At 47.9% G+C, this 17,165-nt stretch carries 15 protein-coding genes; 1 reads left to right on the forward strand and 14 read right to left on the reverse strand.

Translation table 11 applies throughout. From position 1 onward, the window contains the following. Positions 1-61 precede the first annotated feature (61 nt). The 7 genes from OXB_RS01750 to OXB_RS01775 all read right to left on the reverse strand — a co-directional run bounded on the left by OXB_RS01750 (position 62) and on the right by OXB_RS01775 (position 7,763). A complete protein-coding gene (locus OXB_RS01750) occupies positions 62-952 on the reverse strand; it encodes a manganese catalase family protein (protein WP_041071374.1) in 891 nt (296 codons plus the stop codon). Between the two features lie 24 nt (positions 953-976). Beyond that, positions 977-1,186, reverse strand: coding sequence for a YuzF family protein (locus OXB_RS01755; RefSeq protein WP_041071377.1), 210 nt, complete (start codon positions 1,184-1,186; stop codon positions 977-979). A gap of 695 nt (positions 1,187-1,881) precedes the next feature. After that, positions 1,882-3,396, reverse strand: a complete 1,515-nt coding sequence (locus OXB_RS01760; RefSeq protein WP_052483823.1) for an IS5 family transposase — start codon at positions 3,394-3,396, stop codon at positions 1,882-1,884. Between the two features lie 335 nt (positions 3,397-3,731). Beyond that, entirely contained in the window at positions 3,732-5,096 is a 1,365-nt protein-coding gene (gene rlmD / locus OXB_RS01765) for a 23S rRNA (uracil(1939)-C(5))-methyltransferase RlmD (protein ID WP_041071380.1), read from the reverse strand. A gap of 166 nt (positions 5,097-5,262) precedes the next feature. Beyond that, positions 5,263-5,382, reverse strand: coding sequence for a cytochrome bd oxidase small subunit CydS (cydS, locus tag OXB_RS19385; protein ID WP_442852882.1), 120 nt, complete (start codon positions 5,380-5,382; stop codon positions 5,263-5,265). A gap of 12 nt (positions 5,383-5,394) precedes the next feature. Next, complete coding sequence (locus OXB_RS01770; RefSeq protein ID WP_041071383.1) at positions 5,395-6,420, reverse strand: cytochrome d ubiquinol oxidase subunit II; 1,026 nt, start codon at positions 6,418-6,420, stop codon at positions 5,395-5,397. Next, complete coding sequence (locus OXB_RS01775) at positions 6,417-7,763, reverse strand: cytochrome ubiquinol oxidase subunit I (RefSeq protein WP_041071386.1); 1,347 nt, start codon at positions 7,761-7,763, stop codon at positions 6,417-6,419. Before OXB_RS01775 ends, OXB_RS01770 begins: the two co-directional genes overlap by 4 nt. A 426-nt stretch (positions 7,764-8,189) precedes the next feature. On the opposite strand from OXB_RS01775, the gene OXB_RS01780 reads away from it, so the two are divergent. Then, a complete protein-coding gene (locus OXB_RS01780; protein ID WP_041071388.1) occupies positions 8,190-8,618 on the forward strand; it encodes an NUDIX hydrolase in 429 nt (142 codons plus the stop codon). A 433-nt stretch (positions 8,619-9,051) separates the two neighbouring features. Here OXB_RS01780 and OXB_RS01785 read toward each other — a convergent pair whose 3' ends face one another. The 7 genes from OXB_RS01785 to ligA all read right to left on the reverse strand — a co-directional run bounded on the left by OXB_RS01785 (position 9,052) and on the right by ligA (position 17,162). Then, complete coding sequence (locus OXB_RS01785; RefSeq protein ID WP_041071391.1) at positions 9,052-9,963, reverse strand: diacylglycerol kinase; 912 nt, start codon at positions 9,961-9,963, stop codon at positions 9,052-9,054. Positions 9,964-10,006: 43 nt separating this feature from the next. Beyond that, a complete protein-coding gene (locus OXB_RS01790) occupies positions 10,007-10,576 on the reverse strand; it encodes a thioredoxin family protein (protein WP_041071394.1) in 570 nt (189 codons plus the stop codon). Positions 10,577-10,736: 160 nt separating this feature from the next. Next, entirely contained in the window at positions 10,737-12,167 is a 1,431-nt protein-coding gene (gatB, locus tag OXB_RS01795) for an Asp-tRNA(Asn)/Glu-tRNA(Gln) amidotransferase subunit GatB (protein ID WP_041071397.1), read from the reverse strand. Next, complete coding sequence (gene gatA, locus OXB_RS01800) at positions 12,167-13,633, reverse strand: Asp-tRNA(Asn)/Glu-tRNA(Gln) amidotransferase subunit GatA (protein ID WP_041071399.1); 1,467 nt, start codon at positions 13,631-13,633, stop codon at positions 12,167-12,169. The genes gatB and gatA overlap by 1 nt, the downstream gene beginning before the upstream one ends. Before the next feature lie 25 nt (positions 13,634-13,658). Further along, positions 13,659-13,946 (reverse strand): Asp-tRNA(Asn)/Glu-tRNA(Gln) amidotransferase subunit GatC, encoded by a 288-nt coding sequence (gene gatC, locus OXB_RS01805; protein ID WP_041071402.1) that lies wholly within the window; start codon positions 13,944-13,946, stop codon positions 13,659-13,661. A 72-nt stretch (positions 13,947-14,018) separates the two neighbouring features. Continuing rightward, positions 14,019-15,143, reverse strand: coding sequence for a CamS family sex pheromone protein (locus OXB_RS01810; RefSeq protein ID WP_041071405.1), 1,125 nt, complete (start codon positions 15,141-15,143; stop codon positions 14,019-14,021). Between the two features lie 6 nt (positions 15,144-15,149). Further along, positions 15,150-17,162, reverse strand: a complete 2,013-nt coding sequence (ligA, locus tag OXB_RS01815) for an NAD-dependent DNA ligase LigA (RefSeq protein WP_041076133.1) — start codon at positions 17,160-17,162, stop codon at positions 15,150-15,152. Positions 17,163-17,165: the final 3 nt, after the last annotated feature.

Consider the following 17,165-nt stretch of genomic DNA (forward strand, 5'->3'; position numbering starts at 1 on the left):
AGTCCCCATCTTTTTTAATAGGTGGGGACTATTTGACGCTTACTTTCCTACAAAAAATCCATTATAAATTTTCCATTAGACGTTTTTTGATTAATTCATAATCGTCTCTAGTAATACCAGGAGCGAATTCTTCAGGTAATTCCTCTAAGTCTGGAATTGGTCCGCCTTCAGGAGTACCAATTTTCACTTCAAGCGGTTTCCCATTTTCCGGATTTGTTCCTTTCCAAATCATTCCGATATCCCTGTATTCTGTTTCGCTCCATGTGAATAGCACATTGCTTAAGCCTTTTTCTATGAACGGTCTGGCATAATCAAATTTTGAGTTATCAAGATTTGGAACTGGAAGCATTTTCGTCAAGTCTACTCCTGTTGCTATTTCAATTGCTTTTGCATAGGCGAGGATATGTGTTCCTCCACGAACAAGTAAATACCCAATCATCGTTCTAGCAACTGGGTGATCAGTCATCTCATAAACTCTCATTTTATGTGTACGTGCGCCAATCTCTAGAAAAAAGTTATGGGTTAAATCTAAAACGAGATTACCACTATTAAAAACATTATCACCCGTCCAAGGTCTACCCATTGAATCACCAGGTATAGCCGTTTGAGCTGTGGAAATAAAATGGAGGGTGTTTCTCGCATCCTTCCCATTTTGAAGTGGAGTGATATCAGGATTCCCAGGAAAAGTATTACCTACCGATAACAAATTAATCGTATTAGAAACAAGTTCTACATGACCAAATTCTTCTGCTGTAATGCTTGCCACTAAATCATAGAATGGCTTTAGCTTTTTTTTATTTCTGAAGTTAAAAGACTGAAACATATAATTATTTAAGGTGGACATTTCTCCAAACTTACCACCTAAGAGCTCTTGTACTGCTGCTGCAGCATTCATATCGCCGTGTGCAGGTATAGGAAGTTCAATTGCCAATTTATTTATTCTTTTAAACATTAATTCCCCTCCACTTCCTCTTTGTTAACCAGGAAAAACCCAAATAATTTGCTGGGTACGAATAAAAAAGGGAGTTTGGTCAGATTCGACAACAATGTGATCTGGCAATACATTTTTCAAGGAGCCACGAACGCTACCTCTTATGGTTTGAACCGTAACCATTTTACCAACAATGGTTGTTAATGTCTGATAAACATATGGATCATAAAAGCTTAACAGGTTGTTGTTTGTCATTTAGATCCTCCTATTCTAAAGTCATTCTTACTGAGTATATGTTTCTCGATATGAAAAAAGACTGAAAAACAACTGTTCAATTTGACTCTTGTTGTTAAATACTATCCTGAAAATAATAAACGGCAATAGCACATTTTTTGCAATACGAAACTAGGCCTAGCAATACCCAATTTTTTAAACTGGACCTAGGCATGACTAATCTAATCCTTTTATGTACGAATTTCCACTATGGCTCGCATACGCCGATGTAATTGACAATAAAATTGAAAAGATAAAGCAAGGGCTTGTAGAGTTCCAGAATAAACTATGGCACAGGTAATGCCATTCAAAGTATAACGAAAACTCTTGACAAACTATTTCAACGTCAGGACGAACTGTTTCAACGTCAATACAATATTATCAAGCCACTGGAAGTTGTGTATAACAATTTATAATTGTATGGAACACCAGTAAATCTCGTGCCTATTTCAAAAATTAGAAGTCATTAAGCCGCACTCGAAAGATGGACAAAGATATATTGAAGTTGTATTTATTTATCGCTTTGAAAAATCTGTTGAAACATGTGCCGATATGATTAATTGCGACAGGAGCACCTAATTGGTATGTAAATAAATTAGCAGCAGAGTTAAGCAACAAAGGTGATGACAAACTATTCAAAACCTTATCATTACTTAGGGATTACTGAACAACCCTCATCAAGCTACCTTAAGGATAAGTTTCTTGGAAAATAAACGTTCCGATTTTTCGATTGAATGTAGGAAAAACGACAAAAAAGTATCCCGGAGGATCTTTTCGAGGTTCATGATGACCAGCTGGAGGGCAATCGTCGTCTCGCTTGTGGTTTGCAGGCGTGTTCGAATAAGACCCAGCCCGTATGCGCGTTTGCCTTCGCCGAATTTCCCTTCGATGGCGTTGCGCTCGCCGTGGTCCTGTTTCTCCAACTTCTTCTGTTCTGCACGTACATGCTGGTCTTTGGCGGGCCTGCCGAGTTTCGGACCGCTCAACCGAATTCCGAGTTCTTGACAGAACTTCCGGTTGTCCCGGGTTCTGTAGATGGTATCCGCCAGGACGGCTTCCGGATAGTGGCCGAACCGTTCCTTGTACGCCAGGATAGCGTCTTTCAATAGGGTTCCTTCATTGTAGGCGTCCCATTGCAGCGTCTCAAGATACGCATACCCATCGACCAGACTGACAGAGAGTTTTGCGCCGAATTCGACGGATGCTTTCGCTTTTCCCCGGACAATCGGACGGATATACGGCTGCGCAATGCTGACTACGCGGTCCTGGATGGAATGAGTATCGCCCTCGAACAGGATGGTTTGCTGACGGAACAGCTCCTGGATGACCAGCAGGTCTTTGTACTGTGCCCGTGTCAGCCTGTCGAGCCCGACTTCATTCGCAAGATCTTCCACGTGCTTCAAATCTCGACGAACATAGGAAAGCTGTCCCTTCAGGCAAGCCTGGATCTTTTCGTAGCCGGGTTTTCGCTGCTTGGACAAGGCAAGGTATTCCTTCCGGGCTTTCCGGCGGTAGGTACGCGGTTTTTTGGACCCATGGCCCCGTTTCGCATGCAACCGATCAATCATCGTTTCGAGCTTTTCCCTTGCCTGATTCAAGAGACCGATATCCGTCGGATACGCAATATCGGAAGGGGCGCAGGTGGCATCGATCAGTAGTTTTCCTTGTTTGTAGATGGGGGCTGATTCTTCGGGACGCCGGGCCTCCGGTTTCGCTGCCGGGCTTCCGCTCCCGCCCCTCGGCTCATCGTCATCCGGACCATCCGAATCCTTGGGGTTCGCCGGTTTCCGATGTGCCGCTGTGATGGATTCGTTCACTTGATTCACCAGATCCGCGTTAAAACGCTTCCGGAAATGGGTCAGTGAAGAGGCATGGAACGGCGGGGTTTCCTGAAAAGCGGGAAGCCCGATGAAATATTGCATATAGGGGTTTTCAGTAATCGCTTCTACGGTTTCTCCATCACTCAATCGGAGACGTTCCTTGATGATCAGCGCTCCAAGTGCAAGCTGCACGGTGTACGCCTTACTCCCCTGATTGGGGTCGCCGAGTGACTCGAGATACGCTTCCTCCAGGTCGGCCCAAGGAATGACAGAAGCCATGCGAACCCAACGGTTATCCGGGTTCAAGTGCCCTCCGAACGGCAAAAAGAATTCGTGTGGCAGGATCATTTGTTTGGCGTTGTGTTCATACATGACATGTCCTCCTGTGCAGTGTATTAGTGAGTTTTATTTTTTCGGTATGCACCTGTTTCGACAAAAAAGGCGTCAAACCCTTTATTTATATGGGATTATAAGTTGTTCAGCAATCTCTACTTATTCCAGAGGAAGAATTAAAACCAGAATTAAAGAGTATAAAGGGTGGCTATAAAAATATTGATGTGGTCACTGTTTCCGAACAACTAAATCAAAAAGGGATACTGGAGGATGTGGGCGGCGTAACACCTAAAATTTCTCCCACATCTCGATTTCAGACATATAAATAACCCTCAAAAATGCCGTCAAACAAGCATTCTCAAGGGTTTCAATTATTATTTTAATTCCAGCAGTGCGACCGTCTCTACGTGACTACTCTGCGGAAACATATCCACCGGCTGCACTTCTTTCGTCTCGTAGCCGCCATCTTCCAAGATTCGCAAGTCCCGGGCGAGGGTGCCGGGGTTGCAGGAGACGTAGACGACGCGTTTCGGCTTGTATTTCAAAATCGTTTGCAGCAGTTTTTCATCGCATCCTTTTCGCGGCGGATCGACGACGAGGACTTCGAACCGTTTGCCTTCTGCATACCACCTTGGAATAACGTCTTCCGCCGCCCCTGCTTCAAAGATCGCGTTGGAAATGCCATTCAGTTCGGCATTCCGTTTGGCGTCTTCGATTGCTTGCGGGACAATCTCCACACCGTACACTTCCTTCGCTCGCTGGGCTAGGAATAAAGAAATCGTCCCAATCCCGCAGTAGGCATCGATGACCGTCTCCTCGCCGGTTAGCTGCGCGTAATCGAGTGCTTGTTTGTACAAGACTTCCGTTTGCACGGGGTTCACTTGATAAAAAGAGCGTGCCGAAATCTCAAACTGGATGTCGCCGATTGAATCGATGATGATCGATTTTCCGTAGAGGCAGATCGTTTCGTTTCCGAAAATGACATTCGTTTTGTTGCTGTTGAGGTTTTGCATGATGGACGTCACGCCTGGCACTGTATTCCGGATCAGCTCGACCACTGCGTCCTTCTGTTGGAATTTCTTTTTCAATGTGACGAGGACGACCATCACTTCGCCCGTTGCTCGCGCTTTCCGGACTACGACATGACGCAGCATACCGCGATGTATTTTTTCATCATACGTGTCGATGCCAAGCGAATGCAGTTCTCGTTTCAGCGCAGTCATGATTGCATCCGCCTCCTCTGTCTGAATAATGCAGACATCGGTATCAACGATTTTATGCGTTTTGGACTGATAGAAACCTGAGATGACTTGTCCGTCCCTCGTGCTGAAGGGGATCTGGGATTTATTGCGGTAGCGCCATGGGTCTTCCATCCCTTTCACCGGGTGGACCGGCACATGTGGCAGCTTAGCGATCCGATCGATGACGTCGCGCACCGACTTTCTTTTTTGCTCGAGTTGCGCTTCATAAGACAAATGCTGGACTTGGCAGCCGCCGCATGTCGGGAAGACATGGCATGGCGGGATGATCCGATCGGCGGAAGGTGTTCTGATTTCGAGCAGCTTGGCAAAGCCATAGTTCTTCAACGTTTTCGTCACTTGGACTTCCACTTCCTCCCCCGGCAGCGTTCCGGGAATGAACAGCGGATACCCGTCGACCTTTGCGACGCCGGCCCCGTCATGGGTCAAGTCTTCCACCGCGACGTGAAGGCGGTCGTTTTTATTCACTATATAAGACATTACATTTCCTCCAAATTTCTGATGTCCTTAGTGTAGCATGTTTTCGGAGATTTTTTACGCACCGGGCATGACATAGTTCATCATACTTGGAAGAGTTCTCATTCTTTATTTCCCTCTAAAACCCAAAACCCCAAGAGACGGATACCGTGCTCTCAGGGTCGATTCCTCACTTTTCCCGTTCCTCTTCTTTCGTCACCGCACCATCCATCGGCGCGATCCAAAATCCGACGGCGAGGGAGCCGAGCAGGACAACGAAGGGCGCGTAGAAGATTAAAAAGTCGTTCACGTCAATCACTCCTCACACATGGAAATCTTCTTTTCCACGGACGTAGTCTTTATTGAATAGGAACAATCGCAGGAGCAGCACCAACGATGGAATGAGCAGGCCTAGGCCGAGAACGAATGCGACGACGAGTGCAATCGCCATGGCCGGATTGGTGAAGCTGTCGTATATCGTCAAGTACGGGTAAAGCAAGTAGGGGTAATGCGACGCTCCGTACCCGAAGAAAGCAAAGAAGAATTGCCCCGCCAACAGACCGAATGCCAGCCCATATTTTTTCCCTTTCCATAAAAGCCATACCGTTCCGACAAACAGCAATGCCGACAGTAGGAACATCGGCCAGAACGTTTGAATATTGCTGTAATGCTCGGGGTTATGCTTCCGCAATTCGAATATGATTCCACCCGCCGTTACGATGGTTGGCATCGACCAAATGAGCGCGTATTTCCGCAGGAGTTCCCTCGCTTCCATGTCCCCTGCTTTATTCGCATACCAAGTCAGGAAAACAGCTGATATATAAAGCGTCGCTGCGATGCTCAACACGACGATGGACCAGGTGAGCGGGCTTGTGAACAGCTTCCAGTAGTCGAGCACCGGATGGTTATCGATCATTTCCACAAATCCGCCTTCCGAAATGGTCAAGACGATGGAGAGCGAAGCAGGAATTAAGATTCCCGCAACCCCATACATGAACGAGTAGCCTTTATGTCCCCGAGCTCCGTAAGTTTCAAAGGCGTAGTATGAACCCCGGATCGCCAGCAGGATAATCCCGATGCTGACGGGGACCAACAGCGTCGTTCCGTAATAGAACGCTGTCTTCGGGAAGAACCCGATGATTCCGACGAAGAAGAAGACGAGGAAGACATTCGTCACTTCCCAAACGGGGGATAAATAGCGTTGGATGACATTCGTCAACACCCGTTGTTTTCCTGTCAATAAACTATACGCGTTGAAAAAACCGGCTCCGAAATCGATGGCCCCGACGAGGATGTAACCGAACAGGAACGTCCACAACACGGAAATCCCTAAAATTTCAAGCGTCATAGCATGTCACCGCCTTTCTCCATTTGACGGTCTTCAATTTCTTTCTCTACCGGGTTCTTCCGGAACATCCTGGTGAGCACGACTATGCTTCCGATCCCCAAGATGAGATAGAGTAGCGCGAACAGCCAGAGCATTGTATCGACATGGTTGCTGGACGTGGCCGCTTCGGAAACCCGCATGATATTCCGCAAAATCCATGGCTGCCTGCCGACTTCCGCCAACCACCAACCCGCTTCTATTGCAATGATGGACAGAGGCCCTCCAAGGACGATCAGCCAGCGGAACCATTTTGAGGAAACGATGCGCCAGCCCCGCTTGACTCCAATCCAAAAAACCGCGGCTAATAATGCCATCCACATCCCGATAAAAACCATGATGTTGAATAGATAATGGATATAGAGCGGCGGTATATCTTCCTCCGCAAATTGATCCAACCCAATCACTTCCGCAGTCGGATTGCCGTGCGCCAAAATGGAAAGCGCGTACGGGACCCGGATGGAATACTTCACTTCCCCATCCGACAGGACACCGAGCAGGACAAGCGGTGCATTTTCTTCTGTCTCAAAATGCCATTCAGCAGCCGCCAATTTCTCCGGCTGGTATTCCGCTAGATATTTTCCTGAAAAGTCCCCGATGACGGCTGCGGCAATCGAGAAGACCAACCCCAACTTCATTGTCAAATAAAGGGCTTTTTTATGGTAGACATGATCGGATCCCCGCAACAGGCGGAACGCCGCAATGGCAGCAAGCACAAACGCCGCGGTCATATACGCAGTCACCACAACATGCGCCACTTTCGTCGGCATCGCCGGATTGAACATCGCCAAAATCGGATTGATGTTGACGAGTTCGCCATTGACGATGTCAAAACCTTGCGGTGCATTCATGAACGCATTGACAATCGTGATGAACACCGCGGAAAATGAAGCTCCTAATGCAACCGGGATCAGCAAAAGCAAATGCTTCTTCTGATTCTCAAACCGGTCCCATGTGTATAAATAAATTCCAAGAAAAATTGCTTCAAAGAAAAACGCGAACGTCTCCATGAAGAGAGGAAGCGCGATAACGTTGCCCGCTAACTCCATGAAATTCGGCCACAATAAAGAAAGCTGCAACCCGATGGCCGTCCCGGTGACGACCCCGACTGCCACGGTGATAACGAACCCCCGCGCCCAACGTCGGGCCAGCAAAATATAATGTTCATCGTTCTTTTTGATACCAACCCATTGGGCAATCATGATCATGAGCGGCACCCCGACGCCAATTGTCGCGTAAATGATATGGAATGATAAGGTCAATTCGGTCAAAACCCGTGAAAAAAAGACAGCTTCTTCATTTCCCATCCCAGTCTCCTCCTTAGTTTCCGAACACTCTGCCGATGATGGATACCAACATGATACCCGCCACGATAAAGACTAACCACATCAGTCGCCGTTCCTGTTTTTTATACATAGGACTGCTCACGTCCTTTCCACTGGATTCATTAGCGGGCTAAAGGGGTAATGGAACTCCGATCTCGTTCTTTGAAAAGGGTAACTGATTTTATAGCCTGACTCTATTCTATACCCGCTATGCAGTCTGTTAACATTTATATTATTGGAAATCCGTGAATTGTTTATGAACCCTTTGTGAAGGAAATCCAACCATTGCCAACAATTTGCAAAAGATTTCAAGCTGTTGTTTTGTCTTTTTTCAAACAATTCACTTGCGAGTTATTGGAATGTTTTGTACAATGAGTAAACTAAAAAAATAAAATCGGGGTGAACACAATGGAGTTAAAACGGAAAGTCTTAGCTTATATCACATCAGGTGAAGGAACCGAACGCAAAATCCTTGTGTTCGAAAATAAGGAGCATCCCGAAGAAGGCTGGCAAGTGCCTGGGGGGACTATCGAAAAAGACGAACTGCTCATGGATGCCTTATATCGAGAAATCGAGGAGGAAACTGGCATCACACGGGACCAACTCGAACTGCGAGGGAAAGTGACCAAGAATAAGCATTTCCCGCGCGACCGCGATTTGGTCTACGAACGGAATATTTTCCATTTAATCTACACCGGCGAGGTGCTTTCCCCATGGGAACATCGTGTCGATAGCGATGGTAAAGACGACGGATCCATTTATTGCAACCGATGGATCCCACTCGATAACCTGCCGCAGCTGGCCGGTAAACAGGATGAAGCACTCGATTTTATTTAAATATGTAAGCAGGCCCCTCGAAAAGAAGGGGCCTTTTGTTTTGTTGCCGGGGATTCCATCTTGGGTTTTGCCGAGAGAAAATGATTTTCCCTGGTGTCGGGGATTTGCCATGACAGTCTTCACGCAAGCCATGACAATCCGGGGAATTGCCCTTATAGTTTGAAGAATTGCCATGACAATTCGACCGGGATATGACAGTTTTCGCGGGAGCCATGACAGTTCAGAGAATTGCCCTTCCAGTTTGAAGATTTGCCATGACAGTTGGAATGGGACAGACCACACCTCGAAACACTTCCACTTAACCTCACAACACTCCCCGCGCACTACGAAACATCCCCACCCAACCTCACAACACCACAATACCTCAAACATCCCCGCCCCTCCCAAAACCAAACAAAAAACCCCAAACAGATGATGGGGTTTTCTACACTTATTAAGGGCGATCTTTCTCCCGCAGCTTTTCAACGGGGGCGAACATTTCCACGTGACGGCATAGGTTCTGGAAGGTTGCCGGGAGGACACCTCCATATTCGCCGTCAAGGTTCAGAAGCACTTCTTCGTTGGAGGTTACTGTAATTTTCTCGGCTTTGCTGGAGATGACGAGGGGATCATCCAAGTGCTCCCCTCGCAAGGCGAGTGACACGATGCGTATGAATTCCGCGATGTTGCATTTTTTCAGGATAAGCAATGTAAACTTTCCATCATTGATGCTGGAATCCGGTGCAAGTTTCTCGAACCCGCCCACCGAGTTGGTCAAGCCGACCAAAAACATCATCACTTCATCATCGAACACTTGGCCATCGTATTCGATCTTTACATGTGATGAATGAATGGACGGGAGCATCTCGATCCCTTTCAAGTAATAAGCGAGCTGGCCGAGCACCGTTTTCAATTTGCTTGGGACGTCATAGGTCAATTCCGTCATTCGGCCGCCCCCCGCAATATTGATGAAGTAGCGGTCGTTCATCATTCCTACGTCTACCGGAACGGTTTGCCCTTGGACAATGATGTCGACGGCATCCTCAATATCGCGCGGGATTTTTAGGGCCCGTGCAAAATCATTTGTCGTCCCTACCGGAATCAATCCGATGGTCGGCCGGTTTTCAAATGGGCTGACGCCTGCAATGACTTCATTCAACGTTCCGTCCCCGCCCGCTGCTATGACGATGTCGAATCCCCGGGCAACCGCCGATTTTGCTGCTGCCATCGCATCTCCCTCGCCTGTTGTCGCATGGCAGGACGTTTCGTACCCGGCCAACTCCATTTTTTCCAGGATCTCCGCCAAATGCTTTCGAATGATTTCGCGTCCAGCGGTCGGGTTATAAATAATTCGTGCACGTTTCATCCCATTTCCCTCTCAATTCATACAGATTCATACAGATGATGTATTAAGCTTGCTTTTGAAGAACCGGAAGAAAGGTTTTTCGGATATCTTCGTAGACTGTCAACCACAATTCCGGTTTTGATGAATATTCCGCCGTCAATCGCTCGATCAGCGTTTTCTGTTTTTCTTCGAAATCTGGCGCGTCGGAAGAAGGCAGCTCCTGTCGAAGCCCCATGACGTACTCTTGAATCGTTTCGGCGCGCGGTCCCCACTTCGCCAAAACCTCTCCGCCTTTATCTAACAGGAGATACACCGGGATGGATCGACCGCCGTTTGTAAGATGACGATCGATCAGATCCGTATCTTCATCACGGTAGACAGCTCGCACATCAAGTGAAGCCGCCTCGGCGATCCGACGCAAGACAGGATTGTTCATCATCGCATCTCCGCACCAATCTTCCGTAATGACTAACAGATTCGGCTGCTTGTCCTTCAAGATTTCGATGAACTCATCATCTTGGGGCACCTCGAACTGTTCATATACATGAAAGCTGTTGTCCTTATGTTTCTCCATTCGATCCATATATTGCTCAAGTGAAATGGCTTCATCAAAATATTGCTTCTCTGATTTCATCTGCTTCCACACTCCTTTCCTTTAGTGTACGGATACTTCCAGGTCGAATCAATTCCGAAGTTCCGCGGTTAAAACGAAGGATGCTCTTCTTGATTGTCTAGCGAAAAACGTCCTATGCTCGGACTCTTTTTCAAGCCTTGCATAGGACGCAGCAGATCGGTTATCGTTTTTTAATCTCTTCAAGAAGGATTTTATTGACCAATTGAGGGTTGGCTTGTCCTTTTGTCGCTTTCATGATTTGGCCGACAAGGAAGCCGACAGCCCGGTCTTTACCGTTCTTGTAGTCTTCGATCGATTGCTCGTTTGCATCCAATGTCTCCGTGACGATTTTGAGTAGTGCGCCTTCATCGGAAATTTGGACAAGTCCTTTTTCCTTGACGATTGCTTCGGCGTTTCCGCCTTTTTCAATCAATTCCTTAAATACTTTCTTCGCAATTTTAGAAGAAATCGTGCCGTCTACGATCAGTTTGATCATGCTGGCGAGTCCTTCCGGAGTGAGTGCCGTATCGTGCAGTTCCTTCTGTTCTGCATTCAGATAGGCTGAAACGTCACCCATCAGCCAGTTGGAAGCCAATTTGGCGTCCGCCCCGGCATCTACTGTCGCATCGAAGAAATCGGACATTTCTTTTGTCAAAGTCAGTACGTGTGCATCGTATTCAGGAAGATCCAACTCTTTCACATAGCGCTCTTTCCGTGCGTCCGGAAGCTCTGGAATCTCCGCTCGCACCCGATCTATCCACTCTTGGTCGATATGGACTTCCGGCAGATCCGGATCATTGATGAATCGATAATCGTTTGCGCTTCCTTTGACACGCATGAGCACTGTTTCACCAGTCGCTTCATCGTAGCGGCGCGTCTCTTGCTGGATCGTTCCGCCTGCCAACAAGACTTTTTCTTGGCGCTCGACTTCATTGGCAATGCCACGGCGCACGAAGTTGAACGAGTTGAGGTTTTTCAACTCGGTTTTCGTACCGAATTCTTCTTGTCCGAATGGACGCAACGAAATATTCGCGTCACAACGGAGGGATCCTTCTTCCATCCGTACATCGGAAACGCCTGTATATTGGATGATTGCCTTCAACTTTTCAAGAAACGCATACGCCTCTTCCGGAGAGCGGATATCCGCTTCCGTTACGATTTCGACAAGAGGTGTGCCTTGCCGGTTCAAGTCGACTAACGAATAGCCGTAATCGGAGTGCGTCAGTTTACCCGCGTCCTCTTCCAAATGGACCCGCTCGATGCGGATTTTTTTCTTTTTCCCATCCACTTCGATTTCAATCCACCCGTTGGATCCGACCGGACGTTCATCTTGGGAAATTTGGTATGCTTTCGGGTTGTCCGGATAGAAATAGTGCTTCCGGTCAAAATTCATGACTGGCGCAATTTCACAGTTCAACGCCATCGACGCTTTCATGCCGAATTCGATTGCTTGTTTATTCAACGTCGGAAGCACGCCCGGGTATGCCAAGTCCGTCACATGAATGTTCATGTTCGGTTCTGCGCCGAAATGGGCTGGTGCCGGTGACATGATTTTCGTATCGGTTTTCAATTCTACGTGGACTTCAAGTCCGACAATCGTTTCAAAGTTCATCAGTTGGTTCCCTCCCCAATGGCCGGAGTGCGCTTATGGAATTCCGTCGCTTGTTCGTACGCATGTGCCACTTTGTACAAAGTCGCTTCATCAAAATGTTTGCCGATGATCTGCAAACCAATCGGCAATCCTTCAGAGAATCCGCAAGGCACGGAAATCGCAGGGATTCCTGCAAGGTTGATCGGAACAGTCAGCACGTCATTGGCATACAAAGTCAATGGATCCTTGACAAGCCCACCGATTTCATAGGCCGGTGTCGCCGAAGTCGGTCCGATGATAACATCATATTTTTCAAAGAGGGACGCGAAATCTTGGGCAATCAACGTACGGACCTTTTGCGATTTCACGTATACATCTTCATGATGATCCGCGCTAAGCGCATATGTTCCGAAGAGGATCCTTTTTTTCACTTCATGGCCGAATCCTTCAGACCGGGAACGCAGATAAAGCTCTTCCAAATTTTTCACGCCTTCCGGACGGTATCCATACCGGATACCATCGAAACGGGATAAATTGGATGAGGCTTCCGAACAGGCGATGACGTAGTAAGTTGCTGAAGCGTATTTGGAATGTGGAAGCGAAACTTCTTCCCATTCCGCACCAAGTGATTCCAACACTTGCAATGCTTCACGAACTGCAGTTTTCACTTCTTCCGCGACGCCTTCGCCAAGGTATTCCTTTGGAACCGCGATTTTCATCCCTTTGACATCGCCTGTCAAAGCGGATTTGAAATCGGGCACCTCTACTGGAGAAGAGGAGCTATCCCGGTAGTCGACTCCTGAAATGGCGTTAAGCAGAAGCGCATTATCTTCCACCGTACGGGTGATTGTTCCGATTTGGTCGAGGGAGGAAGCGAATGCAACCAACCCAGCACGCGATACGCGACCGTATGTCGGTTTCATCCCGACAACACCACAGAAAGCAGCCGGTTGACGGACAGACCCGCCCGTATCCGAACCAAGAGAGAACAACACTTCGCCCGCCGCTACAGCAGCTGCCGAACCGCCTGATGATCCGCCCGGTACAAGGTCGAGGTTCCATGGATTTCTCGTTTTTTGGAATGCCGATCGTTCTGTCGTGGATCCCATCGCAAATTCATCCATGTTCAGTTTCCCGACGGATACCATGCCCGCCGCGTCCAATCTTTCTACAGCTGTTGCGTCATAGACAGGGATATAGTCTTCCAGCATTTTACTTGCACAGGTCGTTTTGATCCCTTTCGTCACAATATTATCTTTGATTCCGACCGGCAATCCATAGAGAGGACCGCGGTTGTCTGTGGAGCCGTTATCCAATTGTTCCGCTTTCGCAAGTGCCTCTTCTTCGGTCACTGTCAGGAACGCTTGGACTTTGTCATCCACTTTTTTGATATGATTCAATGTGTCTTGCGTCAATTCCTTGACGGACACTTCACGGCTATGTAAAAGCGATTGAAGTTCAGCCGCCGTTTTGTTTACTAACGTCATCTGTTTCCCTCCTCAATTCCGTTCCTTAAAGAATGGATGGCACTTTGATAAGTCCGTCCTCATGCTCTTTTACACTCTTCAGCATTTCATCGCGATCCAGAACGTCTTTTGGAACGTCTTCACGCAACACATTGTATAGCGGAATCGGATGTGTCATCGGAGCGACATTTTCAGTATCCGCTTCTTTCAATACATTGGAAAAATGGATCATATCCACCAACTGCTCTGCATACACTTCGGCATCTTCATCAGAAAAGCTGAGTCTTGCAAAATTGGCGAAATACTGTACATCGTCTTTCGTAAATTGCGTCATTTTCTTTCCTCCCATTTACTCACTGTACGATTAATGATAACACCTTCTAATAGCGATGAAAAGTTACGATAATCAATATCCATATATATGGACGTATGGTTCTTCTTTCCCCGCCTCTTTCACAATCAGCGCTTCCGGTCCATTCACCGATTTGATAGTCACCTCAGTGTGGATATCCGGGAAGGACTTCACGACAAGTCCCGTCAAATACTGGGTGAACCCGATAATCTCGCTCGTTCCATAAAATTGGATCGGAATTTCGATGCGGAGGGAATTCAACTTCCCTTCTTTGAAGAATCCGGTTCCAATGACATCGACAAAACTTGGAAAATAGTTGTCGATATCATGTTTGAATTTATTGAAGTCATTATTGATTTCCCGATATCGATCGATCGAGGAGGAAGCCGGGAATACAACATACTGCTCATTCACTTCTTTCCATCCCCCCGGAACTTCATCCCCTTTACCGGCTACCGCTTTGGCAAAATACGTGCCGGACACGATAGAATTCCGACTTTCCTGTTTGAATAAACCGACGACAATCGGGATATCTTTCAACCCCTCTTGTGTGCGAAGACGGCGGACAATCTCTTCTGCCATCTTCATGCCTTCCTGCTGAATTTTACCGTCCGGGATGACCGTTTCTTTCCCGCTCCTTGTATAGCTGACAGAGTTCATCGCAAGGCCGATGGAGATTCCGTCCAACCTCACCTTCTTCTCATCGGTCATTACCAAGTAATTCTGCTCAATGATATGAGCAAGATAGATAGGCGCCTTTCCGGAAATTTCCTCCTCGCTCATCCCCTCTTTCACAGGGGGATTCAACCCTTTTTCATCGGTGGAGCTTCTGGACAGCCAAGCGCGCGCCGTGTCTCGATCGATATATTGGCCTTCCTGGAAGAAGTGGTCCTTCGGGTCGAAATATTGTGTGGAGATGCGCAGCAATCCTCTTTCCGCCTCTCTCATGTCATATTTCGTGTGGATATTATTGACGATCATCCCCCGGCTCGCACTCTTTTTGAAGGGCAATAGCGTCCGGTAAAATTCATCTTTCAGTTGGACCTCGGGAATCATCACCGTCTCTTCGACAGTTTCTTCGACTTCCTGAAGGACCTCCTCATCGGGTGTAGCGGAGGGCAAACATCCGCTCAAAAACAATATGGTTGCCAGTCCGGTCATTGCTGCTAATTTCTTCATACAAGCTTACTCCTTCTCGCCAAGGGCATCGACCAATTGTGTTTCGTCCCAAATTTCAATTCCGAATTCCTGCGCTTTTACGAGCTTTGAGCCAGCATCTTCGCCCGCAATGACGAGGTCCGTCTTTTTGCTGACACTGCCACTCACCTTACCGCCGAGTGCCTCAATTTTTTCTTTTGCCTCGTTGCGCGTCAGTATCTCTAATTTCCCTGTCAATACGACCGTTTTTCCGGCAAATGGCCCTTCTGTCGGCAGTTCATTCCGGGATCGTCCCGTGTACGTCATGTTCACTCCGTACGCTTCCAACTTCCGGAGCACTTTCTGGACATCTTCATTGCTGAAGTAAGTCGTGAGGGAATCGGCCACTTTGTCCCCGATCTCATGAATGGTCGTCAATCGATCGGTATCAGCTTCCATCAAGGCTGCAAGCGTTCCAAATTCTTCTGCCAGAATCGTCGCCGCCTTTTCCCCGACATGCCGGATTCCCAGTCCAAAGAGGAGTTTTTCCAGCGAATTGGACTTGGATGCTTCAATGGCCGTCAATAGATTGGAGACTGACTTTTCTCCCATTCGTTCCAGTTGCAGCAATTGATCTCTATCCAGCGTGTACAGGTCTGCCACGTCGTGGACGAGTTCGGAATGGTAGAGCTGGTCGACAACGCGTTCCCCGATCCCTTCGATATTCATCGCATTTCTGGAAACGAAGTGGATGATCGCTTCCTTCATTTGCGCCGGACATTGCGGATTGACACAACGCAGTGCCACTTCTTCTTCTATCCGAATCAGTTCGGATTCACAGACCGGACAATGGTCGGGCATCTGAAATGGCACTTCATCGCCCGTCCGTTGTTCGATGATCGGTGCCACAACTTCGGGGATGATGTCTCCCGCTTTCCTAACAATGACCGTGTCACCGATCCGGATGTCTTTCTCCAAAATCAGATCTTCATTATGCAAGGAAGCGCGTCCGACCGTCGTTCCCGCGACACGGACCGGTTCCAAGATAGCTGTCGGCGTCACCACGCCAGTTCTTCCCACGCTCAGTTCGATCTCGAGTAGCCGGGTCGTCACTTCTTCGGCCGGGAACTTATAGGCAGTTGCCCAACGTGGACTCCTCGCTGTAAAGCCGAGCTGTTCTTGATCTTCATACCGGTCGACTTTCACTACGATCCCATCAATTTCATAATCAAGGTCGGATCGCTTTTCAGTCCATTCGGTAATATACGCCATGACCTCTTCGATGGTGGCACAACGTTTGCGCCCTTTATTCGTTACAAATCCGAGAGAATCCAAAAAATCAAGGGAGTCCGAATGGCTATCCTGGCCGTACGCGCTGCCGTCCCCGCCAATTCCATATATGAAAATCGCCAAGTTCCGGCTCGCTGCTATTTTCGGGTTGAGCTGGCGTAGGGAGCCTGCCGCCGCATTTCGCGGATTGGCAAATGGCTCTTCCCCCGCTTCGTCCCGTGCTTCGTTCAAACTTACGAAAGACTTTTTCGGCATATAGGCTTCTCCGCGCACTTCAATCGTCAGAGGCTCCTTCAAACGCAGCGGAACAGAATGGATGGTCTTTAAATTGGCCGTAATATCCTCTCCGACAGCACCGTCCCCGCGTGTCGAACCTTGTTCCAACCGGCCGTCAACGTATTTGAGGGAAATAGCCAGGCCGTCGATCTTTAATTCACAAACATACGTAACATCGGCCCCTGCCGATGCACGTACCCTTCTATCAAAATCCCGCAAATCCTCTTCATTGAATACATTCGAGAGGCTGAGCATCGGGTATTCATGCACCACTTTACCAAATCCGCTCAAGATTTCCCCGCCAACCCGTTGCGAAGGGGAATCCGGGTAGATCAAATCAGGGTGCTCTGCCTCGATCGCCAGCAATTCCTGCATGTATTGATCGTATACGGAGTCCGGAACGAGCGGTTTATCCAATACGTAGTACGCGTGCCCGTATTCCGTCAATAGCCGATTCAGTTCTTCCACCCGTTTTTCGAGTGCGATTCGATCCATGTC

The organism is Bacillus sp. OxB-1 (genome assembly GCF_000829195.1).
Taxonomy (GTDB): domain Bacteria; phylum Bacillota; class Bacilli; order Bacillales_A; family Planococcaceae; genus Sporosarcina.